The organism is Desulfovibrio gilichinskyi (assembly GCF_900177375.1).
Lineage (GTDB): Bacteria > Desulfobacterota > Desulfovibrionia > Desulfovibrionales > Desulfovibrionaceae > Maridesulfovibrio > Maridesulfovibrio gilichinskyi.
Genome location: NZ_FWZU01000004.1, coordinates 456,200 through 482,192 on the forward strand (window position 1 = coordinate 456,200; position 25,993 = coordinate 482,192).

Consider the following 25,993-nt stretch of genomic DNA (forward strand, 5'->3'; position numbering starts at 1 on the left):
TTAATCAATAATGATCCCTAATTTTTTCCATTTTGTCTTTGGATTAAAAAAACAGACTGAACCTTTGCATCTTGTTCATGCTCTGGCCATAATTTCCTGCGCAAAAGTTAATAAGCCTGTAAAAATTTTCTTCCACTATCAGCACGAACCACACGGTCCTTATTGGGAGGTTGTTAGACCTCTTGTAAAGCTCATTAAAGTTGTCCCCCCAGACAATATTTTCGGTATTCCCATTACACATTACGCTCATCAGGCAGATATAATAAGACTTAATGCCCTTTTAGAGTTTGGGGGAGTGTATGCAGATATGGATACAATTTTTGTTAATCCACTATCGCCCGACCTTTTTACGAAACCTTTTGTTATGGGACAGCAGGGGGAAATGGGACTTTGCAATGCTTTCATGATGAGCAGTAGGCAGAGTCGTTTTGCTAAACGGTGGCTGGATGGCCATTCCAGTGCATTTAAAGGAGGTAAGCCTGGTACTCCAGAATGGGATAACCATTCTGTTTATTTCCCCGGGCAATTAGCCAAAGCGATTCCTTTAGATATTCACATTGAGCCACAGTCCAGTTTTTTTAAGCACCTGTTTACAAAAGCTGGCGTTGACCAGCTTTTTGAGAAGAAAGATACAGACTTTAAGAATGTGTACTCTATGCATCTTTGGGAAAATATAACTTGGAAAGACTACCTATCAAAACTCACCCCGGGAAGAATTGAATCTAAAGACACCACTTATAATTGTATTGCTCGGAGGTTCTTAGATGAAATTTGATCTTGGCGGACGCGGGAAAAACAAAGAATTCATCTCAGTGAATATGGAAGATGATTGCGATATTCAGCATGATATTCTTGATGTAGATGGTTTTATTCCAAATGATGATGTTGTGAGTGAATTCCGTCTGATTCATACTTTAGAACATGTTCCCACCGCGGTATATGTTAGTTTTCTTAAAACATTAAAGCGCAAACTTAAGGTGGGCGGTAAAATAAGCGTAGTCCTTACGGATGCGGAAGCGGCTATAACTATGTGGAGAGAAAATATTTTATCATTTCGGGCTATGAAAAAAATACTTTTTCCTCCCGCTCAACATACTGGAAGTAATCAGCTCATGGCTCACCACAACATGTGGAATACTCTTGACCTTGCAAGAGATTTTCAGGCCTTAGGTTTCGAAACATACAGCTTTAATGCCGGTTTTTGGCTTTTTGATTTAACTGATGAGTTTTATCCTGAAGAGATGGAACAGTTTCGCGGAATAAAAATTAAAAATATTGGAGTGCTGGCTGTCTTAGGAGGAAATGAGTGAGTAAAGTTGATGTTATTATAAGCGTTTGCGGTAAACCTCTTCAGACCTGTCTTGCTTTGCTTTCGCTTGAACGGGCATGCGGTAATCATATTGATAAAATTTATTTTATTGAGGAGAACACCAAAACACGCGGGATAGACGTAGGTTGCCATCAATATGTTCTGGATGCTCTATCTCATAAAATTGTTCATTTTATGCCTAAACAGTGGAATTATTGTTTTCCTATTGAATGGGATAAAATGGATGATGTCGATTATCGCCATTCAATACGCTATCAATACGGCTGGGAAATGAGTGATAAAGATTATGTGCTGATTATTCACAATGATGTCATCTTTAAAAAAGATGTTATCGGCGCAATGATTGACAGTATGGGTGATAATGTCGCGTCTGGGCATATCGGGCAGTGCTGGTATTGTCCTGCTTATTTCTCCGGCAAATGTACTCCGGATACCTACATGGATTATCGTCCAGAGTTTCGTGAACTGGTCAGTTTATATCGCGGCGCACAGCCTCCTGAAGGTAAGCAGGTCCGCGCTTATCATATTCCAAGAATGCACCCTATCTTTTTTGATCAGCCGTGGCCTTTGCCGGAATGCAGAGTTAATGAATGGTGCTGCCTGATAAATATGAAAATAGCCCGTAAGATGACTATGCCGATCGGCAAAGCAACTCCTTTCGGCGCATTTATTAATGTTGGAAAGCAAATCTTGGATGTAGGGTGCCAGTGGTTCAGAGATATGCACCTTAGAAAACAAACTTGTTTAAATTTTGATATCTATAAGTATATGTATCACGATGTACCGCCTACAGGTCAGCCGACACTTATCGATAAGGATAAGTATAAAGATAAAGAGTTAATAGCACTTGACGCACTAAGAGCGGACTTTGATTACCCTTATTAGCTCCTTACTGATCAATACGTAACTCAATGGCATCGAATCGCCAGTATTCGTGCTCAACAGTCAGTACCTGTTGATTTTTTTCATCTATTTTTATCCTGCGTATATAAACGCCTGGAGAGCCGAATGAAACTCCAAGCTCGGTGGTGACTTCTCGCGCGAGAAGTTGCGGGCGGACTATCAGGTTACGTTGTTTAAGTTTAATTTTATAGTCGTCCTCAATTACCTGTGTCATAGCGCGTTCTTGGATCTTAGGGATGATTCCATTCAATCTTTCCGCATGCAGATAGTTGAGCGTATAAGCAACCTTTTGCCCGTCAAGTATGAGAACGCTATCCATTTCATACACACTGGTGCCGAGGGGGAACCCTTCGCTCTCGCCGGTGTTTGCGTTTTCATCTACCACTACAATTCCTTTATCAACAGCAGTCCACGAGGCTTGGCGATCTTGAGAAGCAGCTAGTTTGGCAAAGTTTACATGATTTGTCGGGTTGTAAGCTAACCGTATCGGATTAACATACCAACCTTTTCGTTCAAGACGGAAAATGACTCCTTCACGTTGCAGAAGTAACAGTCCGTGCCGGACTGTATTCCGGTTAAGCCCGGTTTCTTCGCAAAAATTACGCTCGGAAGGCAACTTGTCGCCGGCCCGTAACTGATTGGTTTTCAATAGATTGAGAATACGTTTTCTCACAATTTGATAGGAGCCTTGTTTTTCCATACCACTCTCATTTCATAAAATTTACGATGGACGCATGAAACTGTTTCTTAACACTTTCTTCACTCTTTCGTAATTTCAATTTTGTCAATCTGGGTTAAACCAGTTGAACTGTTTCTCGCAACAGTGTAAAGGCAAATATGGCTGACTGTTTATAAATGATGTAAGCTGACAGCTATATTTGTGATCGGCAAATGGACCAACTCGTTACTGCGGTACTGCCTGCATATTCTTATGCAGCCTGAAACACCCTCACAAGGAGGTGCTGCAGAGTCTCAATGGGGGTGGCGGAGGTTGTTTTATGAAATTTTCCCGTATCGGTTTAGTCAGTTTATTGATCCTCATGTCGGCCTCGTTTGTACAGGCGGGGACTTTGCAGGACGTTCAGAAAGAAGGGTATCTTAAATGTGGAACGCACATTGAAAATCCCGGATTTTCCGCTTTAAACAGCAAAGGCGAACGTATCGGTTTTGATGTGGACTTTATGCGCGCCGTTGCCGCAGCTGTGAACGTTAAAGAAATTAAGTTCACTCCTCTTACTTCCAAAGAAAGACTGCCTGCTTTGCAGTCCGGTGAAGTAGATCTGCTTATCCGTACTACCACCTTTACCATGAGCCGCGATGTCAAACTCGGACTCGATACCACTGTTACAACTCTTTATGACGGACAGGGGCTTATGGTTCGTAAGTCACTCGGTGTCAAGAGTGCTAAAGAGCTGGACGGAGCCTCCATCTGTCTGCAGACAGGTTCTACAACCGAACTGAACGTAGCTGACTACTTTCGCAAAAATCATATGAACTTTACCCCTGTTGTTTTTGATAAGCAGGCTGACGTTCGTAAAGCCTATGACGCAGGTCGCTGTGACGTTCACACTACTGATATTTCCGGTCTGGCAGCTCAGCGTTCTTTGATGAAGAATCCTGATGAACACATCATCCTTCCTGAAGTTATTTCTAAAGAACCTCTCGGACCTTTTGTTCGTCAGGGTGACGATCAGTGGGCTAATGTGGTTCGCTGGACTATCAATTTGACTATTGCTGCTGAAGAAATGGGCGTTACTCAAGCAAATGTTGAAGACATGTATGCAAACAGCACAGACCCAGAAATTCAGCGGATGCTCGGTAAAACAGGTTCACTTTGGACAGATTTAGGTCTTGATCAGGGAGCTCCGGTCCGCGTGATTAAAGCTGTTGGGAACTATGGAGAAATCTTTGAACGTAACCTTGGTTCTAAGACTCCGCTCCGCATGGAACGCGGCCTTAATGCTCTTTGGACCAACGGCGGCTTGATGTATTCTCCTCCTTTCCGTTAAATATAAAGATGATGATCCGCGTCAGGTGAGAGCCTGACGCGGTTTTTTTAAAGGTTATATCATGTCCCATAGCTCAGCACCGCAAAAGGCTGTATTTTGGCGTAATCCGCAAGTAAGAATCTGGAGTTTTCAGATTTTAATGCTTGCCGCTTTCATCTGGCTTGCTGTTTCCATGTACGAGAACACCCTTATTAATCTGGGAACTCGAGGCATCAGTTCCGGTTTCGGATTTCTTAAAAACGAAGCAGGCTTTCGCATTGGAGAATCCTCCGGAATACCTTTGCCGCAAGGCGGGGTCCTTTGGTTTCTGCTCAGCCTTGTAACAGGGCTTTGTATTTCGAAGTTTATTTCCAGTTATCAAAAGAAAATTTCCGGCGGTTCATTAAATTGCAAGTGGCTGTCAATTTGCCTTTTTTTCAGCGTGGCCCTTCCGGTTCTCACACTTTACTTTTTCAGAAACAGTATTGAAATTATCCACTACTCAGAGTCCTCAAGTTATACTCTGGCTCTTGCTGTCGGTTTGGTGAATACTCTCAAAGTTACGGTAATAGGATGCGTGGCCTCGACCTTTTTGGGGCTGCTGATTGCGCTCGGTCGTTTGTCGCCTAACTGGCTGCTAAGTCGTCTCTGCCGCTGGTATGTGGAACTTAACCGCAATCTGCCGTTGCTCCTCCAACTTTTTTTCTGGTATTTTATAGTCCTGCAACAGTTGCCGAATGTCCGCCGATCCATCAATCTAGGCGGCTGGATATTTCTTAATAAGCGCGGTCTTTTTCTGCCGGCTTTAGTTCCGCAGGGCGGAGCATGGGCTTTTTCTATAGCTGTTATTCTTGCTCTTGCTGGAGTTGTTGTCATCTTCCGCCGTTCAAACCGTCTCCTTAATGATACAGGTACTCCGGGTAAAATTCTTCTTCCTTCGCTTGGACTGCTTATCGGTCTGCCCGCGTTGGTATGGCTTATTTCAGGTCAGCCTTTCACTTTAGACTTTCCGGTTTTCAAGGGATTCAATTTCCATGGCGGAACCGGATTAACGCCTGAATTTACAGCTCTTGTTGTCGGTCTCACAATCTACGTTTCGGCATTTAATGCGGAAATTATCCGTTCCGGCATTCAGGCCGTTTCCAAAGGTCAGCGTGAAGCGGCTCGCGCTCTGGCCATGAAAGAAACGCAGGTTATGCGCATAGTCATTCTGCCGCAGGCTATGCGTATCATAGTTCCTCCCATTACCAGTGAATATTTGGCTATTGCCAAGAACAGTTCGCTGGCTGTCGCCATCGGATATCCAGATTTTGTCAGTATCGGCGGGACCATTCTTAATCAGTCCGGACAGGCCGTGGAGATCGTTGGAATCTGGATGGGAGTTTACCTGTGCATTTCCCTGCTGATTTCAATGGGAATGAATATTTACAATAGCAAAGTCGCTTTAGTGGAGAGATAGGAATGGAACAAAATATACCCGACAGTCTCCCTCCGATAACTCAAATCGGTGTGCTGGGCTGGATTCGCAAAAATCTGTTCTTTCCATGGTATAACGGCATACTTACTGTCGTTTCCTGCTGGGTTATATGGTCGGCAGTAAGGCCGTTGTGGGAGTGGGGTGTTGTCAATGCATCCGTGACTCTTGATCCGGTCCTTGCAAAACAGCATTCCGGAGCGGCATGGGGATTCATCCGTGATATGTGGCCCGTGTTCATGACTGGAGTTTATCCTGATGTTGAACGCTGGCGTCCGCTGGTGGCTTTGGTTTTGTTTGTTATGATGGTCGGTATCAGTCTTGTTCATTCATTTCGCGGCTCCAGATGGATTCGTGTGCTTTGGCTGGCTTCTCCAATCGTGATTTTCATGCTGATATACGGAGGCGTTTTGGGTCTTCCGGTTGTCGGAACTCATTATTGGGGCGGATTAATGCTGACCATCATGCTCTCTGTTGTATCCATGCTGGCCGCTTTTCCTATCAGTGTACTTCTGGCACTCGGGCGTACTTCGAATATGCCTATCGCCAAGCCGTTTTGTGTGGCCTACATTGAGCTGATCCGCGGTGTTCCGTTGATCACTATTTTGTTTATGGCCTCGGTAGTGCTGCCGTTGTTTCTGCCTCCGGATATTAATCTTGATAAAGTACTTAGGGCCATGGTCGGTATCACCATGTTTTTTTCAGCCTATCTTGCTGAAAATATTCGCGGCGGTTTGCAAGGTGTAGGCAAGGGACAGTACGAAGCGGCGGATGCTTTAGGTATGAGCTACTGGAAAAAAACTATTGTAGTAATACTGCCGCAGGCACTTCGCATAGTCATTCCGCCAATGGTTAATAACTTTATCGGAATTTTAAAAGATACATCCCTTGTCGGTATTGTTGGGCTGGTCGATCTGCTTCAGATAGCTTTTGCTACCACCTCCAACCCGAAATGGTTCGGCAGACTTGAAGAAGCATACGTGTTTATAGCATTCTGGTACTGGATTCTTTGCTATGGACTTTCCTGCTACAGCCGTCACCTTGAAAAGAAAATACCCTCCGCAAGTAAATAGAGGTAATTTATATGACTCAGATATATACCGCAGCCCATCTGGGCGATAAGCCTGTCATTATAGATATCAACGGGCTGAACAAATGGTACGACCAGTTTCACGTTCTTAAAGACATATCTTTGCAGGTTAGACAAGGCGAACGAGTGGTAGTATGCGGACCTTCCGGTTCCGGTAAATCCACTTTGATCCGTACTATCAACAGGCTTGAAGAACATCAGGAAGGAACGATTGAAGTTAACGGAACCATCCTGAATAACGATGTGAAGCATATTGAACAGATCCGCCGCGAGGTCGGGATGGTTTTCCAGCAGTTCAATCTGTTTCCGCACATGACTATTCTGGATAACGTTATTTCCGGTCCGGTCCATGTTCGCAACATGGCGCGTAAGGATGCAATTGATATCGCTTACACCTATTTGAAACGTGTAGGAATTGCCGAGCAGGCAAATAAGTTTCCGGGCCAGCTTTCCGGCGGACAGCAGCAGCGTGTGGCAATTGCCCGTGCGCTTGCTATGCAGCCGGAGGTTATGCTTTTTGATGAACCTACATCCGCGCTCGACCCTGAAATGATCAAAGAAGTTCTCGACGTAATGCGCGAACTGGCAGAGCAGGGAATGACTATGATTTGTGTAACTCATGAAATGGGTTTTGCACGGGAAGTTGCCGACACCATGGTTTTCATGGATCGCGGACAGATCGTAGAGTACGCTCCGGTCAAAGAATTTTTCGCGGCTCCGAAAGAAGAAAGAAGCCGCATGTTTCTAGAGCAGATTCTTAACCACTAATTCCTGACAAATTTCAGACTGTCATAAAATTGGAGACTTTTATTGAAACCTCTTTCACTTATAAATGATAAACCATTGATATGGGCTCATCGCGGCGGTCGTTCCCTTGCCCCGGAAAACACGCTTCAAGCACTGCGCAGAGGACATGAAGCCGGAGCTGACGGGTGGGAAACAGATGTACAGTTGACCAAAGACGGCGAGCTTATCATCTTGCATGATCTTAATCTGCTACGCACTACCAATGCAGGCGTGCATCCATTATTCAGGGCTAATCGTCCTGCTTTGCCGTGGCGTTTCACCCTTGAGGAAATTAAAAAGCTTTCAGCGAACGTTTTTCCGCGTAGATTCTGTCCGCCTCATTATAGTGAACAGCCGTGGAAGGAACTTCCTGAAACTGTGCACCCTGATTTAAGAGTGCCGACTCTTTCCGAGGCTCTGGATATCACTGCCGAACTTGGAATGTGGATTAATATTGAAATTAAAGATCTTTCACACGATGTTCCTGAAGAATTTAGTAAAACTGTAGTGAAGAAGGTTACTGATATGGTTCACGCCAAGGGCATGGATACACAGGTGATCATATCTTCTTTCAACCATGACTATATGCGTGAAAGTAAAATTGTAGCTCCGCAGATATTCACGGGAATACTGACTCCGCATGAGTTCACGGGGGATCCCGTTGAAGCTGCAAAAGCGGTAAAGGCGGATGCATGGCATCCAGGGCTCCAGTTCCTTACAGGTGAAGTGATTCAAAGAGTGCGCGAAGCCGGAATTGCTATCAATCCTTATACCGTTAACAAACCGGAAGATGTGTCCCGCCTAACCAAATGGGGCGTAACCGGACTCGTTACAGACTGTCCGCAGTCCATTCGCTAGAAAATCGATAATTAATTCAATCGCCGTTTCATGTGAAGCGGCGATCGATTACTAAGCTGCTGTTTGCCCATGAGTTTTTTTCTTTTCCGATACTCCGCATAAAATAACTCCAGCTATGAGAGCTGTTATCGGGGCGACCATCACCAAGCCTACGCTTCCGACCAAAGTCCGGAAAATCTCTGCCGCTACCAGCTTTAAATTAAGCATCCTTGTGAAGGTTGAACCTTTGGTTACAAACAGCATCAGCATCGTAAGATATCCGCCCGAATAGGCCAGCAGCAACGTCGTAGTCATAGTTCCTGTTACCATGCGTCCGACATTTATGCCTGAATGGATAAGTTCTTTTCGCCCTATATCGGGACGCTTTTTTAATATTTCATTCATTGATGCCGTTATATCCATTGCAATATCCATTGCCGCTCCGGAAGCTCCGAGGATTACTGAAGAGTAGAAAATATCACGTAAATCAAGCGTATAGTGACCTGAAAAGATAAGCATTGCCGCAAAGGGGGAAGTCATTCCTTCCAGTCTGAGTTTTTCGCCGAAAAAGAGAGTCAGACCCAGTGCTAAAAGCAACCCGCAAAGAGTTCCAAGCGTTGCTATCAGCGTAACCTTACTAAATCCGGCTACCGAAGTAATGATGATTACCGTCAATAGAGTAAGAGTGATTACCGTAAGCCAGATTGGGTTGTTTCCGGCAAGTAATCCAGGAATAAAGAATTGCCAGAGAATATAAAAGCTGGCTACAAAACTGAATAATGCCTTCAGACCGATTGTGCGGGCGTAAATCAGAAGAATCAGGACGAAAAGTATAAACAGTACAAGTTCCCAGTCCTGCCGGTACTGGTTTACTGTTCGCGAATCTGCTGGAATGCCGTTATGAATGCGCACGGCCATCAGCAGGGTATCCCCGGGGCTGTAAATCTCATCCATATCCGGCTGCCCTACCAGTTGATTTACCCCGACAACTTCTTTCCCCTTAGCTGGCCCCTCCATGAGAATAGCTGTGACGTGCTGAGTCCCGATTCGCGCTGTCCCCATATTTATAAGTGATGAATCATCAACTTTCGTCGCGACTGCTCGCAGTTCGTATACATCCGGCTGTGTATCACGGCCGGCCTCTTCATGTTGCAGCAGAGCTACCATGCCGATAATCATCATGGTTACAATAACCGGAGTAGCAAACCGTTTCATAACTGCCCTCATAATAGTAAAAGGTCCCCGCAAGTGCAGGGACCTTGGAATTAATCGTGTAATAGACTGGAATAGAAACAATAATTAATTATTGTAAGGAATCTTGGAGTATTCTTCCTGAGGTCCGAAGGTGTTACCCAAAAGAGCCTTGGAATCGGTTTTCTTAACATCTGAAAGCTTAACGTTCATGATTGCGGCAATTTTGGTAGGGATATCAGTGTTATCGATAAACCCGCTGAATTTCTCGGAGCCGGAACCAATTGCAGAAGCTGGAATAAATGTTCCTGTGTGTACAAAGGAAGTCCAGAAGATACGAGCTCTCTGAGAGACTAAGTCTGTTACCGCAACCATGGTCGGTGTGTAAGAATAACCGTAACGGACTTTTTCTTTTGCAGGCAGAGACTGGTTTTTATCCTGAACATCCATTGCGTTATTCAGAATCTTGTCTTCGCTTGGAGTGCGGTCAGTCAAACCCCATTTTGATTCAGCGTACTTAATGAATGTTTCATGGCGTTTAGCAATATCTGATTCTTTTTCGGCGAGCTTATTGTAAAACTTGTCGAGATTGTCTTCTGCAGAAACAGTGACATTTTCCAGTTCCTTAAGATCAAGGAAGTATCCGTTTTGATCAAGAGAGATACCGAGTGCAACTCCGCCTGTTTCATGGTCTGCTGCGGTAACGATTAAAGTTTCTTTAGGATGTTTTTTATAGAAATCGAAAGCAACTTTGACAGCTTCATCCATGGCAAGTGTGTCCAAAATTACTGATTTTGCGTCATGGGCATGTGCTGCGTGGTCAATACGTCCGCCTTCAATCATCATAAAGAAAGGTTTCTGCTGTGCGGAAAGGACTTCTACACCTTTTTCAGTAAGTTCACTGAGTGCAGGAATTTTGTCTTTTTCAAGTTTGCTGTTGCGGCGTTCAACTTCATAAGGAATATGGCTTGCTGCTAAGGATGCAAAAACTTTTTCCCCTTTTTTCGCTTTATAAGCACGGAATCCATCACGGGCGGACTCGCCTACAAAGAGTTTGTATCCATTATCTGCAAACATTTTTACAACGTCCAGATTATCTTTACGTTTGGATTTTAGCCCCTGAGCGTTATCCTTGGAAACAAAGTGACGATAACCGCCACCTGCAAAGTAATCGAATTTGGAGTTAGCCTGATCGACTGCAATTGCATTTTCTGCGTCACGGTCAGTGTTATGCGCTGAAAATGATGCTGGCGTTGCATGTGTCAAACGGGTTGTTGTTACAATACCGACTGCATAGCCTTTATCTCTGGCTGCTTCAGCAATTGTTTTGATGTCTGCGCCGCTTGGGAGTTTTCCGATGTATCCGTTGGTTGTTTTGAATCCACAGGCAAGAGCTGTTCCGCCGGCGGCAGAGTCGGTAACAAGAGTGTTGTCTGAAAATGTGGTGACCAGTGCAGAATAAGGGAAGCTGTTCATAACAAGTTTAGCTTCAGGGTTGGCAGTTTCCATTTTGTAGTAATATTCTGCAGCCATACGCTGTGTGGGCCCGAGGCCGTCACCGATAAAGTAAAATACATACTTCGGTGCTGCGGCAAATGCTGCTACCGCCAGCATGGTAATACAGACGGTTATAATTGAAATACGAATAGTTTTTCTAAGCATGTTCTCATTCCTTACAAATTTAAAGTTGCCTCGCGTCGGGGACCATTCCCCGGGCATATCCCACCCTGCGGTAGAGATATTCAACATGAGCTGTTTAGCTTAATCTGTTTAATTAAGCTTTGTGAAAAAACGTTTCATTAACGCATTCATAATCATGCTTCATTTGTTATTTATTCTGACTCGAATATTTAACAAACTTGTGAAACAGATTGCAGTTACTCATATTATAAATTTGTTATCACCTCAATATAAAAAAGCAATTTAGGCTGAGGACGATTAATCTATTTAATACAAATTTGTATTAAAATGTTAATGGGATCAAAAAAGGATATGGTACTCAATTGACGGAAAGCAAATACAGTTATTGTGGGAATGAGTTTAGGTGAGGGATGTTTCCTCAGCTGTATGCTGCTCTTTTATTGAAAGGATCTGCCCAATATTTGCAAAGAAAATATCAATCAGTTTGGGATCAAAATGTTTTCCTTGTTCGTTTAAAAGTAAATCAAAAGCCTGTTCTACAGGCCATGCCTCTTTGTAAGGACGGTTAGAAGTTAATGCATCAAATACATCTGCAACAGCGACAATGCGACCTTCAATAGGAATGTTCTCGCCGCAAAGTCCTTCGGGGTAGCCTTGTCCATTCCATTTTTCATGATGGGTTAACGCAACGGTTCTGGCTGCACGCAAAAGAGCATTGTCATGGACGCCGATTATTTTCCCGCCGATTAAAGTGTGTGTTTTCATTATTTCCCATTCATCGGAGGTAAGCTTTCCCGGTTTGAGGAGAATGCTGTCAGGTATGCCTATTTTTCCTACATCGTGCATAGGTGCTGCGTTAAGCAGTATGTCCGCTTCGCTGTTTGAGAAACCGAAACCTTTTGCAATTGTGTGGCTGTATTTACTCATGCGCAGAATATGCTGACCTGTCTCATTGTCTTTGAATTCTGCAGCGATTCCAAGTCGACGAATGACTTCCAGTCTGGTTGAATATAAATCTTTGGTTCTTTCAGCAACCTGACGCTCCAAAAGAAGATTGTGGTTCAATAAAGCTAAATGAGTTTTTATCCGTGCCTTAACAACCAGAGGATGAATAGGTTTGGTAATATAGTCTACTGCTCCAAGTTCAAAACCTAGAGTTTCATCCCCACCATCATTTTTCGCCGTTACAAAAATTACAGGAATATTTTTTGTTTTAATTTGTGATTTAATCCTGCGGCATACTTCATACCCGTCCATCTCCGGCATCATAACGTCGAGCAGGATAATATCCGGAGGTTCGGAAGAGTTAACTACCTCCAAAGCTTTTTTACCATTTATGGCCACTTTTACTCTGTAGTCATTTTTGAGGATTGTAACGAGCGTCTCGATGTTACTGGCAATGTCGTCTACCACTAGAACTGTCTGAGGTATGTACTCAGTCATTTTTTAAATTTCCTTATTGGTTCAATTTAAAAGAGAAGGATGAATATATACATGAATTTTATGTATTATCATGGGATAACTAAGTATTTATTGTACCAAGTTGTTATAACGTAGCAGTATTTTGATTTAAAATCACTTAATACAGCAAAAAAATGGATCAAAAATTGTATTTTCCCGGTAAGAGTTGCTAGTGAGTATATAATTTTAGTTTAAATAAATTTGTCTTTATGATATATAGTATAATACTATATCTATGTCTGCTCAATATCTTTTAAGGGCTTTAATATGAAAAATAAGTATAGTTTGTCATTGATCTTCACTCGAACTTTTCTGATTCCGACCATTATCCTTGTGGTTCTGACCGGGGTGGGCTGCTACCATATGTTCCGTTCCGAGTCTGATTCGTACGAAAAAATAGTTAAGGTCAATGCGAAGATGTATAATCGCCTGTTAGCACAGAAGATGAGTCTGGATCTCAAAAATATGTTTAACGATATCGAGTTAGCTTGCAGTTATATTGATGTGCAGCGGTTTTTAAAAAGTCGTAATCCTGTTAAACGTTCCGATTTGGAATTAGAATATATTTCGCTGTGTAATATTCGCAAGGTTTATGATCAGGTTAGAATTCTTGGACTCGATGGCATGGAACTGATTCGTGTAAATTATAACGATGGATACCCGGCAGCCGTTGCACCGGATAAACTTCAAAATAAAAACAACCGTTATTATTTCAGGAACTCGTTAGAGTTAAAGCGCGGCGAAATTTATGTTTCTCCGTTTGATCTGAATGTTGAAAACGGAGAGATAGAGCAGCCTTTAAAACCCATGATCCGGGTCACTATGCCTATTTACGATGATGACGGGCAAAAAATTGGTTTCGCTGTGCTTAACTATCTAGGACAGAAATTACTTGACGGTCTAGCTATGAATTCCGAAAAATTTAAAAATCCTATGATATCCCCAATGCTCTTAAATAATGAAAGTTACTGGTTGTTCTCTCCGGACAAATCTCAGGAGTGGGCTTTCATGTATCAGGATCGTAAAGGTATTAATTTAAAACATCTCAAACCTGAAGCATGGAAGCAAATATACTCATCTTTAAATGGGCAGTTCACCACTGGAGACGGTCTTTATACGTTCGACACCATCATTGTTGCGCCTGAAAGCAAAATTGCGGAAGTCAGTTGGAATGGACGTAACTGGAAAATAGTTTGCCTGATTCCTGCGTCAACATTCGACGCGATTCTTTTGGACACTTCATCACGCTATCTACTTGTGTTTTTATGTATTTTTTTGATTATACTTTTCGGAACTCTGACAAGAGCAAATTTTATTAAAGCGCGGGCTAGCGGGCAGAAAAAATTAGAAGCGGCTAAGCAGGCGGCAGAAGATGCCAATCGGGCTAAAAGTGATTTTCTGGCGCGAATGAGTCATGAAATCAGAACTCCTATGAATGCAATTATCGGTCTGACACATCTGGCCCTTAAGACGGAAATGACCCCAAAGCAGCATGATTATCTGACGAAGGTTGATATTTCTGCAAAGTCTTTGCTCGGTATAATAAATGACATATTGGATTTCTCTAAAATAGAGGCAGGCAGGCTTGAACTTGAAAAAACTGAGTTTCTTTTGGATGATGTGTTTAATGATATACTTAACATACTTGGCCTTCAAGCAGGGCAGAAAGGGCTCGAACTTATACTTATGGTAAGAAGCACAGTCCCCAATATGCTTGTAGGGGATAGATTGCGTCTTGGACAGGTGTTAATGAATCTGACAGGGAATTCCATAAAATTTACTGGATCAGGCGAGATTGTCATCTCAGCTGAACTTATCGAAGATACAGATAAAATAGCGGTAATAAGGTTCTCAGTTAAGGATTCCGGTATTGGTATTTCTCCGAAGCAGGCTGCAGCTTTGTTTCAGCCTTTCAGTCAGGCTGACGGTTCCATTTCAAGACGGTTCGGCGGCACTGGGCTCGGTTTAGTCATCAGCAAAAAGTTAGTTACGCTGATGGGCGGAACCATGGAGCTGAAAAGTGAGGCAGGAAAAGGAAGTGAATTTATTTTTACTATTCCGTTTCAATTACAGGAACCGGGTAAAAGGGAACTCTATCTTTACCCTGAAGAAATCAGAGGCATGCGTGTTTTGGTGGTGGACGACAGCCGCATGTTCCGAATGGTTCTGGATAAGGTGTTACAGTCGTTCACTTTTAGAGTGGACGCGGCTGAGAGCGGGGAGCAGGCTTTAGAGTTGCTGCATCGTTATGACGAGTCAGACTGTTTTAAGCTGGTTATCACAGATTGGCGAATGCCTGATATCGACGGTATCGAGTTAGCTGAAAAAATTAAGTATTCTGAAAACTTGGTTAATGTTCCTAAAGTTATCATGTTGACAGCATACGGGAATGAAGAAGTTCGTTACAGAGCCGAAAAAGTGGATCTTGACGGGTTCATGCTCAAACCTTTCGATAGGTCGATTATGTTTGATACTATTATGGAAGTCTTTTCATATAATGATTATCGATTGAATAAAGTTGTTTCCACAGAAGGTAAAGCAGTCCCTTCTTTTAATATTAATGGAACTCATGTTTTGCTGGCGGAGGATAATGATATTAACCAGCAGGTTGCGCGTGAAATACTTGAAGATGCAGGAGTGACAGTTTCAATCGCTAACAATGGGAAAGAGGCTCTCGAAATGATTAAGACTAATGCTTACAGTGCCGTGCTTATGGATATTCAGATGCCCGTGATGGATGGATTGCAAGCTGTTAAAATTATTCGGGAAGATGAAAACCTGCAATCTCTTCCGGTTATAGCCATGACTGCACATGCTCTTGTCGGGGACAGGGAAAAAAGTCTGCTTGCAGGAATGAATGATCATATTACCAAGCCTATTGATCCTGATATACTTATTGCAACCCTTTCCAAATGGTTGCCGGAAAACCCTGAACTTAAGTCTGGACAGGAAGGGGCGCAAAACTTCCTTTATGAAGTCCCTTCTATATTCAATCAATTATCTGAAATAAATGTTAAAAAGGCAATCAGCAGGCTTCGCGGAAATACAGAACTTTTTAAAAAACTCCTCATCAGTTTTGTGCATGAGTGTGATGACCTTTACGCAAAATTAATCTCTCACATATCTAAAGGAGAGAATAAAGATGCACAGCTTCTCGCCCATTCTATGAGAGGTACTTCCGGCAATATTAGTGCTGAAAGTTTGCAATATCTTTTTCAGGAAATCGAAAACTCGCTTAGTAACGGAGCGGATATTGAACAATCACTATTAGATGATCTTGAAGCAGAAAAAAATTTGGTTATTAAAGAAATTTTTAAAGTATTTCCTCAAGCCGGAGATAATAAATATATCCGGTTACGTGATGAGGAAAATGATATTATCGCACTAAGTGATGCTCGGAAGCTGTTGCCTAAACTTAGGGATATGGCAGAGTTATTAAAAAAGCATGATATTGAGTCTCAGGATGTTTACAACTCTATTAAGCCTCAATTGACCGGAGCCGCACCAAATTTTTCAAAAGAACTTGGTGAAAGTCTTGGTAAATTCGATTTCACCTATAGCCAAACAATTGTTGAGGGCTTTATTGCAAAATATGAGCAGGAGAGTGAATAATGGATAAGCCTAGAATTCTTGTAGTTGATGACACCGTAGATAATTTGGAAATATTAAGTGGATTATTGCGCCCGAACTATAGAGTCAGCGTCGCAACAAACGGGGCCGATGCTCTGCGAATGGTATTATCTAATGACCCTCCTTCCCTTGTTTTGCTTGATATCATGATGCCGGGAATCGACGGATACCAGGTTTGTAAAACGATGAAACAAAATAAGGGCACTCGAGATATTCCAATAATTTTTGTGACAGCAATAAGCGAAATTGAAAATGAAGAAATGGGATTAAACCTCGGGGCTGTGGACTACATAATAAAACCATTTAATCCTGCTATTGTTTTGGCAAGAGTAAAGACTCATCTTTCATTGTACAGCCAGACGGTGTTGCTTCAAAACCTTGTCCGCGAACGGACTTTCGAACTTGAAAAGGCCAAGGAAGCGGCTGATATGGCTAATAAAGCTAAAAGCATATTTCTAGCTAATATGAGCCATGAACTAAGGACTCCGCTTAACGGCATTATCGGAATGACTCAGCTCCTTTCGGAAAGCAATCCAACTGAATTGCAGAAATGTTTTCTGGAGGACGCACTGGCTTCCTGTTCCAGGATGCTGACAATGGTTAATGATCTATTGGAACTGTCCCGTGTTGAAGCCGGTAAAGTAGCTTGCTGCCCTTGCAGTTTCAAAACTAGAGAGAGTATTGATCAAGTTATTCAGTTTTATCGAGAGCAGGCAAATGAAAAAGAACTCAAGCTTACCTGTTCATTCGAAGCAAATATTCCAACTTATTTATGCGGTGACATTAGTCACGTCCGTCAAATCTTAATGAATCTGCTTAATAATTCATTCCGCTATACCAAAAGCGGATTTATAGATGTTTCAGTTAAATTATGGGGAGAAAATAATGAGGGGGCCAGCCAAAATTCTTCTTTAATTCTCTGTTTTGCTGTCAAAGACAGCGGAATAGGTATAGCCGCTGAAAAACAGGCTGATATTTTCGAAGCTTTTGCTATAGGCGAAGATTTTCTGACGAAGACTTACAGCGGTGCAGGATTGGGGCTTTCCATTTCAAAGCGTCTAGTTGAATTGATGGACGGACATATTTGGCTTGATAGTCGCGAAGGCGTCGGCACAACAGTCTATTTTACCATCCCATGTGCGGCAGTAAGCTAATATCAGGCTAGATGCAAAATGGACGGATTAATCTGGTTTGTTCTTTGCTGTGCTTGTTTTGTGGGGCAAAGATTATCGGGGAGAGATAGCTAAGAAGAAAATAGTTACTAAAAATACTGGCAATATTGAGATATCAATCCTTTTCGCTGACTCCCTTTAGGGTCTGGAAATGTTTGTTTAAAAACAGTATGAGTGAAGCTGGCGGGACTTATGTTGCTCATGGTGTTTGAATTAGTTCTTAGTTGATCAAAATAGATGTCTATTCTATTTTTGGTTGAACCAATCTTTAAGAATAACTATTTAATATACTTATTGTAAATAATACTATGTTAAGTTTCAGAATCTCTATTTGCTTTGCTTGATCTCCAAAAAGCGTGTTATGTTCAAAGTAGTTAAAAAAGCAAAACTCATAGAGGTGTACAATGCATGGATTAATCTGGTTTGTTCTGGTGGGGCTGGTTGCCGGATGGCTGGCCGGAATGCTTATGAAAGGCGGCGGCTACGGTGTCATCGGAGATATTGTCGTAGGTATTCTTGGCGCGGTGCTTGGTGGATTCCTTTTTGGATCTATCGGTATCGGTGCGAACGGATTTCTAGGGTTGATAATTATTTCTACGGCCGGAGCGGTTATTTTGATCTTTCTTTTGCGTCTTGTTAAAAGGCTCTGACAAATCAAATAAATATTTCAGTGTTGATACAAAAACATCTTTCATGTTGTTAAACATGAAAGATGTTTTTGTATGCAATAAATTTATGGTTCAGCTTAACCACCGACTGAAACATTCGGACAGTGCGGAAGTACAAGATCTCTTAAAGCATAAACATGATCGCGGTCCGGAGGCATTACTCCGTGGAGGACATATTCGCGGTCCAGTTGTTCCCATTTGGGTTCGCCAAGACGGTGGTAAGGGAGGATGTCGAGACCTTCCACAGCATCTCCAAGTGCACCGACAAATTTAGCTACCGCTTCAATGTTTTCTGCTGAATCATTACAGCCCGGAATGAGCGGAATTCTTATGCGCAGTTTTTTGCCCATTTCTGCGGCCATTTTGATGTTGCTTAAAATCTGCTCATTTGGTGCTCCGGTGAGCTCTTTATGTTTAGCTGAATCAATATGTTTGATGTCGGTCAGTACCAGATCTGTATATTTCATAACTTCCGCAAAGGTTTCTTGCGGGCACAGGCAACAGGATTCAATTGCTGTATGCAGGGATCTTTTTTTGGCTTCCTGCAATGCTTTGATCAAAAAATCAGATTGCAATGTGGGTTCTCCGCCGGAAAATGTCACGCCGCCTTTGGATGTATTATAAAAAGGGCGATCGCGTTCAACTTCTTCCATCACTTCGTCAACGGTCATGTAGCGGCCCACAATTGTCATTGATCCTGCATAACATTTTTCAACACATTCGCCGCAATAAGTGCATCTATCGCGGTCAATTTCAACTTTGAAATTTTCTTTAATGCTAATAGCCTGCTCAGGGCAAAGCGTTGCACATTTTACGCAGCTTATGCAGTGGTGAGGTATGCGCATAATTTCCGGCTTACTGCTCATGGATTCAGGATTTTGGCACCATTTGCATTTCAAGGGGCATCCTTTCAAAAAGACCAGAGTGCGAATGCCTCCGCCGTCATGGACAGCAAAACGCTGTATATCAAAGACCAGTCCCGTGAGCGGTCCTTTGTCTTTATCCTTTAAACTGAATTTATGCTGCCGTTCCTTCCATCTCATCATAGTCACCCGCTTATTTATGTGATGCCGGCCTTTGGCGGCTAAAGGTGTAAGCCCTGAATAAGGCCCCCGGCATAATTGCCGGGGGCCGCATAATCACTAGAAGTTCTGTTCAGTACGGGCGAGAATGTCATCCTGCAGTGATTTGTCCAGTGCGGTAAAGAATGCACTGTATCCTGCAACGCGGACAACTAATCCCTTATGTTTTTCAGGGTTAGCCTGAGCGTCGAGCAGGGTTTCACGACTGATAACGTTGTACTGCACATGGAATCCGCCGTTTTGGAAGTAAGCTTCGGTAACGGCTTTGAGATTCTCCAGTCCTTTTTCTCCTTCGATTGCGGAAGGATGGAATTTCTGGTTCAGCAGTGTTCCGTTGGATGCAATCTCATGATCCAGTTTTGCAACGGATAGAACAGATGCGGTAGGACCGCAGGAGTCGTAACCGGATATAGGTGATACACCGTCAGCAAGTGGTGTCCATGCTTTGCGTCCGTCAGGAGTTGCCGTTACAACGGAACCTAAAGGCACGTTTGCAGAAGCAGGGTAGAGGCCCGGCTGGAATTTACCACCGCGAGGGTTGGTGTATTTGTTGACTTCTTTGCAGTAGATAAGAGCTGCTTCCTTAGCAATTTCATCTGCGTAATCGTCATCATTGCCGTACTTAGGAGCACGGTTGACGAGCATCTGGCGCAGGTCTTCCTGTCCTTCGAAGTTGTTGGCGAGTGCTTCCTGAAGCTGTTCAAGAGTCAGAGCTTTATCGTCAAAAACGATCTTTTTGATAGCAGTTAAGGAGTCACCTGCGTTGGCAACACCTACGCCCTGCGGCCCTGTGAAGTTGTAATGAGCTCCGCCTTCCTGCAAGGAAATTCCTTTGGAAATGCAGTCGTCAACGAGAGATGACAGGAATGGAAGCGGACAATGTTTACCGTGGGTCATATCAACAGCGTTGTCAGCAGCAGCCATAAGTTTTACGAAATGAGCTGTCTGCTGTGTGTATGAAGCCATGAGATCTTCAAAAGATTTGAAGGTTTTCATGCTTCCTGATTTAGGACCAAGTTGTTTTCCGGTGCGTTGGTCAACACCGTCATTGAGGCAAAGCTCAATAATTTTTGCCATGTTGTAGAAAGCTGCGTCATGCCAGCCTTCGGTTTTGCCGCCGACCTGAGGTTCTACGCAGCCGATGATACCGTAATCACGAGCATCTTCACGTTCAAGACCGCGAGCCAGAAGAGCCGGTACAATAACGCGGTCATTGTAGTATGCGGGATACCCCATTCCCATACGGCTGAGTTCAGCGGCTTTCTTGTATAACGGATCAGGTGTTCCTTCGTGAATGCGGATGGATAGTGAAGGCGCATAAAGCTTAGTATTGGCGCTCGCTTGCAGGATAAGATAGGACATCGTGTTTGTGGCATCAGAGCCGTCACGTTTCTGTCCGCCAACTATCAGGTTCATAAACATGGGGTAGCCTGCAAAAGCCATAGAGGAGTTTTCGTCACGAACTTTGTTAAGTTCAGAGAACTTGACCCACAGCATGTCCAGCAGTTCCTGTGCCTTTTCAACAGAAATGCTGTCAGCCTGAAGGAAGGGATTCATGTATTGGTCAAAGCGCATCGGTGAAATGGAGTGACCGTTTGATTCAATCTGGATAACCAGATGGATGAACCAGAATGCCTGCATTGCTTCCTGAAAGGATTCAGCAGGCTGGGCGGGAACTTTGCGGCAGATGCGGGCTATTTCAATAAGTTCGGCTCTGCGCTCTGAATCATCACATGCGGATGCCATTTTTTCTGCCAGCACTGCAAAACGTTCTGCAAAAGCGATAACAGCTTTGTTGGCTGTGACAACTGATTTCAGAAAATGCATTTTATTAAGCTGTGAAGGATCTGAGAAATCAATTTCAGCCAGTTTAGCTTCAGCCTGAGCAATAACAGCATTGAGGCCGAGTTTTAGTACTTTATCATAGTTGGCGGAAATGTGGCCTACGCCGTTGTAGAAGTAGTTGCCGACGGTGAACACAACTTCATTGTGTGCTTCAAGAGATTCTTCAGGCATGAGCTTGGAAGCAATTTCATTAACAGTTTTGCCGTCCCAGTATGCGAAAGCTTTGCGCAGTTTGGCTTTAACATCTTCAGAAATAAGGAAAACGTCGGAAGTCCTTTTTGCGAGGCGGTCCAGTTCCTCTTCAACCCATTTGCAGGAAAATTCCGGAAAAATCGGAGCAGAGCGAGGCATGGAGCACTGGTTACCGACCAAAATTTCATCGTCCTGAATGAAAATTGACATGCCGGAGAGAATCTTTTCCAGAGCCTTTGCGCGGCGAGTCGGCATGGGCAATCCTTCTGTTTCCTTATAGGATTCAGTGATCAGCTCGGCACGTTCTGCGCAGATTGAAGGTGTTGTGTTTAAAAAACGATCAAGGATTTTTTCTACACGCTCTGAAGTACCCACAGTCTTGGGAATTTCTACATTAGGTTTATTCTTAGTCATTGCTCCACTCCTTCATTAAAAGTTAATTTTCCAGAGTTATTAAGAACTATACGCTGCAAGACCGGCTTTGGCGCAAGCCATGTCCTGCTCAACACTGCCGCCGCTCACTCCGATTCCACCGACTATTTTTCCACCTTCTTCAATAGGAAATCCACCGCCGAAAATTACAATCCGTCCGTTTTCAGCGGTGTGAATGCCATACAGCGGTCCACCTGGCTGTGACACTGTTCCTAGAGTTTCGGTTGACATTTTCGCTGCTACGGCAGTGTATGCTTTATTCCAAGAGAGGCTTACGCTGACCAGCAAAGCATCATCCTGTCGTAGCTGTGCAACAAAGTTTCCACCCTGATCTACCACCGCGATCACCATGGGCACGCCTATTTCGTCTGCTTTTTCGGCCGCTGCCATGATCATTTGTTGAGCTTTCTTTGCTGTAACTGGCATTATCGGTTCCCTTATTTGATAATGTTGAGCATAAAGTTTTCCACTACTTTTGCTGTTGCCTGATAATTCTAGCTAAGAGAAAAACATGCCATGAAATGAATATCTTTATATTGCAGATAGCTAACGTAGTTTAGGGGCTTGTCATGTCTAATTTGATCCATACTTAGGTGTCACTCCAGGTTGACAAGGTATGAATTTACGATTTTATTTCTAGTATAAAAGATATTCTATTCAAGTATGTTATGCGGTAAAGTTAGTTTGGTTGACATGAATGTGTACAGTGGTTGTCAACTAGGATGTAATTCTGTTTGACAGGAATTATGGAAGGATGAATATTTTTGATTTTTTTCCAGTTGTTTAATATGTTACTGTAATAACATATTAAATTTTTACTGTTTCCGAGGCTGGGCTATTGATATTTATCATGAAGAAAAGTGGCATTGATCGTGCTAAGATCTTTAAAACATGAACCGCAATCAGTACTTAGTGTAAGCAAAAAATCGATTATATTGGATTAAGATACGTAATATGAAATCTAAAGATGATAATTTAAACAAAACAAATGTCTGTCCTGAGGACTTTATTGATGAGCTTAACACTCTGCGTGGGAGAGTCTCAGAGCTTGAAGCTACGAGATCTCTGTGCGGTAATTTCAGTAAGGAATGTAATCTCAGTACACAGATTAATGATTCGCAGATGGATGACAAGAATTATCGATTTGAAGACTATTTTGATGTTGAGGCCATTCAGCAGATTCAGGATGCCTTTTCCGAGGCGACAAGTGTCGCTTCGATTATCACGGACCTTGACGGACAACCCATAACCAGACCAAGCCGATTTTGTAAGCTGTGTAACGATGTTATCCGCAAGACTCCTAAGGGGCTTAAGAATTGTATGCGTTCCGATGCATCATTCGGCACAAAAAGCCCACTCGAACCTATAATGCGTCCTTGCCTGAGCGGCGGACTCTGGGACGGCGGTACAAGTTTTTATGTCGGGGACCGTCATATTGCGAATTGGATAATCGGTCAGGTTCGCTGTCCGCCCATTAATGACGAGCGCATCAAAGGGTATGCCAGAGAGATAGGCGCGGACGAGGATGAATTTATGGAGGCCCTGAAGCTTGTGCCTGTCATGTCGCGCGAAAAATTTATGAGTGTCTGTAATGTCCTTTGCCTTGTGGCCAATCAGATTTCAATTTTAGCCCGCAAAAATTTTTTACAGGCTCAGGCCATTGCCAGACGGCGGGTTGCAGAGGCTGCTTTGCGTGAAAGTGAAGAACGTTTCCGCCAGCTTTCCCAGTCAACTTTTGAAGCTATATTTATTCATCGTGACGGGGAAATTCTGACTACAAACAAGGCCGGGCATCGAATTTTCGGTTATTCTCAGGAGGAATTTTCCGGCCTCAATATTGATGATCTGGCTGATCCTGTTCATCGGAAAAAAGTTAAAGAATACACATCAAAAAATAAAAAATACCGCTTCGACGCAAATTTCAGGTGCAGAGACGGCAAGATGCTGATTTGCGAGATTCAGCAGCGCGACATAATTTTTCAGGGTGAAAGCGTAGGAGTCTGTGCCATAAGAGACGTTACTGAACGGATTGAATCCGAGCGGCAGAGTAAAGAAAAAGAGCAGCAGCTTATTCAGGCTGATAAAATGGTTTCGCTGGGCATTCTTGTTTCAGGTATGGCCCATGAGATAAACAATCCAAACAGTTTCATGACTCTCAATCTTCCGTTGCTGGGTGATATATGGGGTGATATTGCTCCGATTCTGGAAGATTATTACCATGAAAACGGCGAGTTCTTAGCCGGAGGTTTGGAGTACTCTGAACTTAGAAGTTTTATGCCGGACCTGCTTTCAAGGATGCAGGAGGGGGCATGCAGAATCAGCGGAATTGTGAACAGCCTCAAGGATTATTCTCGGATACAGCCCGGTGAATTGATGTGGGATGTTGACCTTCGAGATGTGATCAAGAACTCACTGCGTCTGCTGGAAAATATGATCAGCCAGAAAACAGCTAAGTTTGAAACTGATCTTGCGGAATCTCTACCCACTGTTCGCGGTAATTCCCAGCGTCTATCACAGGTTCTGATCAACCTGCTGGTTAATTCATGCGAAGCTTTGACTGATCGTAAACAGGGAATTCATCTTTCGTCAAAGTTCAATAAGGCTGAAAAAAGAATAGATATAATTGTGAGTGATGAGGGCAGCGGTATTGCAACTGAAAACCTTACGAAGATAACAGATCCGTTTTTTACCACAAAACGGAACAGTGGCGGAACAGGGCTTGGGCTCTCCGTGTCTTCGTCGATTGTACAGGAACATTCCGGCGAATTGGAATTTTCCGGCAATCCCGGCGGGGGGACTGTTGCAAGATTTTCTATTCCGGTCGTAGAAAATGAGGATGAGAATGCATAAAGTCGCAGGTCTTACACCAAGATATCCGCTTTTGCTTGTTGATGATGAAGATTCATGGCTGCAAAGTTTCAGGGCTACTCTCCGTTCACAGGGGATAGATAACGTAGTTCTCTTAAATGACGGAACTAAAGTGATGGAAGTGCTCGGGCGGAATAAATTCTGCGCTGTTGCTGTAGACCTGATGATGCCCGGTATTTCCGGCGAAGAGCTCATTCCGCAGATTGTTGAAGAACATCCAGAGCTTCCTGTTCTCGTTATTTCAGGGCTTAATGATATTAAAGCCGTAGTGAACTGTATCCGCAAGGGAGCTTTTGATTTTATTGTCAAAACCGAGGAACGTAATACCCTTATTGCCGGGGTGCGTCATGCTATTGAAATTTTTGAGCTGCGGCAGGAAAACAGTTCGCTGCAGCAAAGTTTTTTCATGGACGGTCCTGACAGGCCGGAGCTGTTTTCAGAGATTATTACTGCCCACAAGGATATGTATTCCATATTCAAATATATTGAAGCCATAGCTGAAACTTCGCGCCCTGTGCTTATTACAGGTGAATCCGGAGTAGGTAAGGAACTGATCGCGCGGGCAGTGCATAAAGCCAGCGGACGCAAAGGGGAATTTGTCGCCGTAAATGTCGCCGGATTAGATGATAATATTTTTTCAGATACATTGTTCGGGCACAAAAAGGGTGCTTTTACCGGAGCGGCTGAAGCCCGCATCGGACTGGTGGAAAAAGCTAAAAAAGGGACTTTGTTTCTTGATGAAATAGGTGATCTCAGCCAGACATCGCAGACTAAATTGCTGCGACTGTTGCAGGAACATGAGTTTATGCCGCTGGGATCTGATATGGCTAAGCGTTCAAGCGCAAGGATTATTACTGCAACTCATCAGTCAATCAACGGAATGCAGGAACATGGTAAATTCCGCAAAGATCTGTTTTTCAGGCTGCGTGGACATATGCTGTGCATCCCGCCTCTCAGAGAGCGGATGGAAGACATTCCGCTTCTGCTTTCACATTTTTTGAATGAAGTGCAGGCAGAAGTAGGAGTTGATGTTGAGGCTGATGTCCATGAAATAGCAAGATTTCTGGCTAATTATTCTTTCCCCGGAAATATACGGGAGCTTCAGCATTTGGTCCATGATGCTGCCGGTATTTGCGGCTATAAAGGGCTAATGGCAAAGCATTTTAAGAAGCTGCTGGTCGTGCCGTTAGAGTCAAGTTCAAGTGGCTTTAATACTGCTTTGGAAGAAAGTGTAACGTTTGGAACCAGATTGCCGACTTTGCATGAACTCAGATCTAAGCTATTTGATGAAGCTCTCCGGCGCACAAAAGGGAATCAATCCTCCGCTGCGCAGCTTATAGGTGTCACCAGACAGGCTGTGAGCAAGTATTTAAAGAAAAATGAATATGATTAGTATGCTATGA

Annotated in this window: 20 protein-coding genes; 13 read left to right on the plus strand and 7 right to left on the minus strand. The window is 43.3% G+C overall.

Features of this window, described 5'->3' with window-relative positions; genetic code table 11:
* Nucleotides 1-10 precede the first annotated feature (10 nt).
* The 3 genes from B9N78_RS13585 to B9N78_RS13595 are packed head-to-tail and all read left to right on the plus strand — an operon-like array spanning nt 11 to nt 2,215.
* Nucleotides 11-775, plus strand: a complete 765-nt coding sequence (locus B9N78_RS13585) for a glycosyltransferase (protein WP_085103166.1) — start codon at nt 11-13, stop codon at nt 773-775.
* Nucleotides 765-1,310 (plus strand): class I SAM-dependent methyltransferase, encoded by a 546-nt coding sequence (locus B9N78_RS13590; protein ID WP_085103168.1) that lies wholly within the window; start codon nt 765-767, stop codon nt 1,308-1,310. The genes B9N78_RS13585 and B9N78_RS13590 overlap by 11 nt, the downstream gene beginning before the upstream one ends.
* Complete coding sequence (locus tag B9N78_RS13595; protein ID WP_085103170.1) at nt 1,307-2,215, plus strand: hypothetical protein; 909 nt, start codon at nt 1,307-1,309, stop codon at nt 2,213-2,215. The genes B9N78_RS13590 and B9N78_RS13595 overlap by 4 nt, the downstream gene beginning before the upstream one ends.
* Before the next feature lie 4 nt (nt 2,216-2,219).
* Here the strand turns inward: B9N78_RS13595 and B9N78_RS13600 are convergent, their stop codons facing one another.
* A complete protein-coding gene (locus B9N78_RS13600; protein WP_170921430.1) occupies nt 2,220-2,906 on the minus strand; it encodes a UTRA domain-containing protein in 687 nt (228 codons plus the stop codon).
* Nucleotides 2,907-3,231: 325 nt separating this feature from the next.
* Here B9N78_RS13600 and B9N78_RS13605 point away from each other — a divergent pair, with 325 nt between their 5' ends.
* The 5 genes from B9N78_RS13605 (at nt 3,232) to B9N78_RS13625 (ending at nt 8,429) form a co-directional block, all read left to right on the plus strand.
* Nucleotides 3,232-4,242 (plus strand): amino acid ABC transporter substrate-binding protein, encoded by a 1,011-nt coding sequence (locus tag B9N78_RS13605; RefSeq protein WP_085103173.1) that lies wholly within the window; start codon nt 3,232-3,234, stop codon nt 4,240-4,242.
* 61 nt (nt 4,243-4,303) lie between these two features.
* Nucleotides 4,304-5,680, plus strand: a complete 1,377-nt coding sequence (locus B9N78_RS13610) for an amino acid ABC transporter permease (RefSeq protein WP_212637024.1) — start codon at nt 4,304-4,306, stop codon at nt 5,678-5,680.
* A gap of 2 nt (nt 5,681-5,682) precedes the next feature.
* Nucleotides 5,683-6,768 carry an amino acid ABC transporter permease gene (locus tag B9N78_RS13615; protein ID WP_085103175.1) on the plus strand — a complete coding sequence of 362 codons (1,086 nt, stop codon included), beginning with the start codon at nt 5,683-5,685 and terminating at the stop codon, nt 6,766-6,768.
* An 11-nt stretch (nt 6,769-6,779) separates the two neighbouring features.
* Nucleotides 6,780-7,553 (plus strand): amino acid ABC transporter ATP-binding protein, encoded by a 774-nt coding sequence (locus B9N78_RS13620; protein WP_085103177.1) that lies wholly within the window; start codon nt 6,780-6,782, stop codon nt 7,551-7,553.
* A 42-nt stretch (nt 7,554-7,595) separates the two neighbouring features.
* A complete protein-coding gene (locus B9N78_RS13625; protein WP_085103179.1) occupies nt 7,596-8,429 on the plus strand; it encodes a glycerophosphodiester phosphodiesterase in 834 nt (277 codons plus the stop codon).
* A 51-nt stretch (nt 8,430-8,480) separates the two neighbouring features.
* Here B9N78_RS13625 and B9N78_RS13630 read toward each other — a convergent pair whose 3' ends face one another.
* From B9N78_RS13630 to B9N78_RS13640, 3 genes are all read right to left on the minus strand, one after another.
* Entirely contained in the window at nt 8,481-9,623 is a 1,143-nt protein-coding gene (locus B9N78_RS13630; protein ID WP_085103181.1) for a YibE/F family protein, read from the minus strand.
* Between the two features lie 84 nt (nt 9,624-9,707).
* Nucleotides 9,708-11,261 (minus strand): alkaline phosphatase, encoded by a 1,554-nt coding sequence (locus B9N78_RS13635; protein WP_085103183.1) that lies wholly within the window; start codon nt 11,259-11,261, stop codon nt 9,708-9,710.
* Nucleotides 11,262-11,639: 378 nt separating this feature from the next.
* Complete coding sequence (locus B9N78_RS13640; RefSeq protein ID WP_085103185.1) at nt 11,640-12,683, minus strand: response regulator; 1,044 nt, start codon at nt 12,681-12,683, stop codon at nt 11,640-11,642.
* A 285-nt stretch (nt 12,684-12,968) separates the two neighbouring features.
* On the opposite strand from B9N78_RS13640, the gene B9N78_RS13645 reads away from it, so the two are divergent.
* From B9N78_RS13645 to B9N78_RS13655, 3 genes are all read left to right on the plus strand, one after another.
* Nucleotides 12,969-16,313: a response regulator gene (locus B9N78_RS13645; protein ID WP_085103187.1), complete on the plus strand. Its 3,345-nt coding sequence runs from the start codon at nt 12,969-12,971 to the stop codon at nt 16,311-16,313.
* On the plus strand, nt 16,313-17,485 hold the full coding sequence (locus tag B9N78_RS13650; protein ID WP_085103189.1) for an ATP-binding response regulator: 1,173 nt from the start codon (nt 16,313-16,315) through the stop codon (nt 17,483-17,485). Before B9N78_RS13645 ends, B9N78_RS13650 begins: the two co-directional genes overlap by 1 nt.
* 422 nt (nt 17,486-17,907) lie before the next feature.
* Nucleotides 17,908-18,153 (plus strand): GlsB/YeaQ/YmgE family stress response membrane protein, encoded by a 246-nt coding sequence (locus B9N78_RS13655; protein WP_085103191.1) that lies wholly within the window; start codon nt 17,908-17,910, stop codon nt 18,151-18,153.
* 95 nt (nt 18,154-18,248) lie between these two features.
* Here B9N78_RS13655 and B9N78_RS13660 read toward each other — a convergent pair whose 3' ends face one another.
* The 3 genes from B9N78_RS13660 to B9N78_RS13670 form a co-directional block, all read right to left on the minus strand.
* The gene (locus B9N78_RS13660; protein WP_245805556.1) at nt 18,249-19,217 is read right to left on the minus strand and encodes a glycyl-radical enzyme activating protein; all 969 of its coding nucleotides are present in this window, start codon (nt 19,215-19,217) and stop codon (nt 18,249-18,251) included.
* Between the two features lie 96 nt (nt 19,218-19,313).
* Nucleotides 19,314-21,704: a glycyl radical protein gene (locus B9N78_RS13665; protein ID WP_085103193.1), complete on the minus strand. Its 2,391-nt coding sequence runs from the start codon at nt 21,702-21,704 to the stop codon at nt 19,314-19,316.
* 39 nt (nt 21,705-21,743) lie between these two features.
* Nucleotides 21,744-22,148 carry a GlcG/HbpS family heme-binding protein gene (locus B9N78_RS13670; protein WP_085103195.1) on the minus strand — a complete coding sequence of 135 codons (405 nt, stop codon included), beginning with the start codon at nt 22,146-22,148 and terminating at the stop codon, nt 21,744-21,746.
* Nucleotides 22,149-22,676: 528 nt separating this feature from the next.
* Here B9N78_RS13670 and B9N78_RS13675 point away from each other — a divergent pair.
* Both B9N78_RS13675 and B9N78_RS13680 read left to right on the plus strand, forming a co-directional pair.
* Nucleotides 22,677-24,572 carry a PocR ligand-binding domain-containing protein gene (locus B9N78_RS13675; RefSeq protein WP_085103197.1) on the plus strand — a complete coding sequence of 632 codons (1,896 nt, stop codon included), beginning with the start codon at nt 22,677-22,679 and terminating at the stop codon, nt 24,570-24,572.
* Nucleotides 24,565-25,983: a sigma-54-dependent transcriptional regulator gene (locus B9N78_RS13680; protein ID WP_085103199.1), complete on the plus strand. Its 1,419-nt coding sequence runs from the start codon at nt 24,565-24,567 to the stop codon at nt 25,981-25,983. The genes B9N78_RS13675 and B9N78_RS13680 overlap by 8 nt, the downstream gene beginning before the upstream one ends.
* Nucleotides 25,984-25,993: the final 10 nt, after the last annotated feature.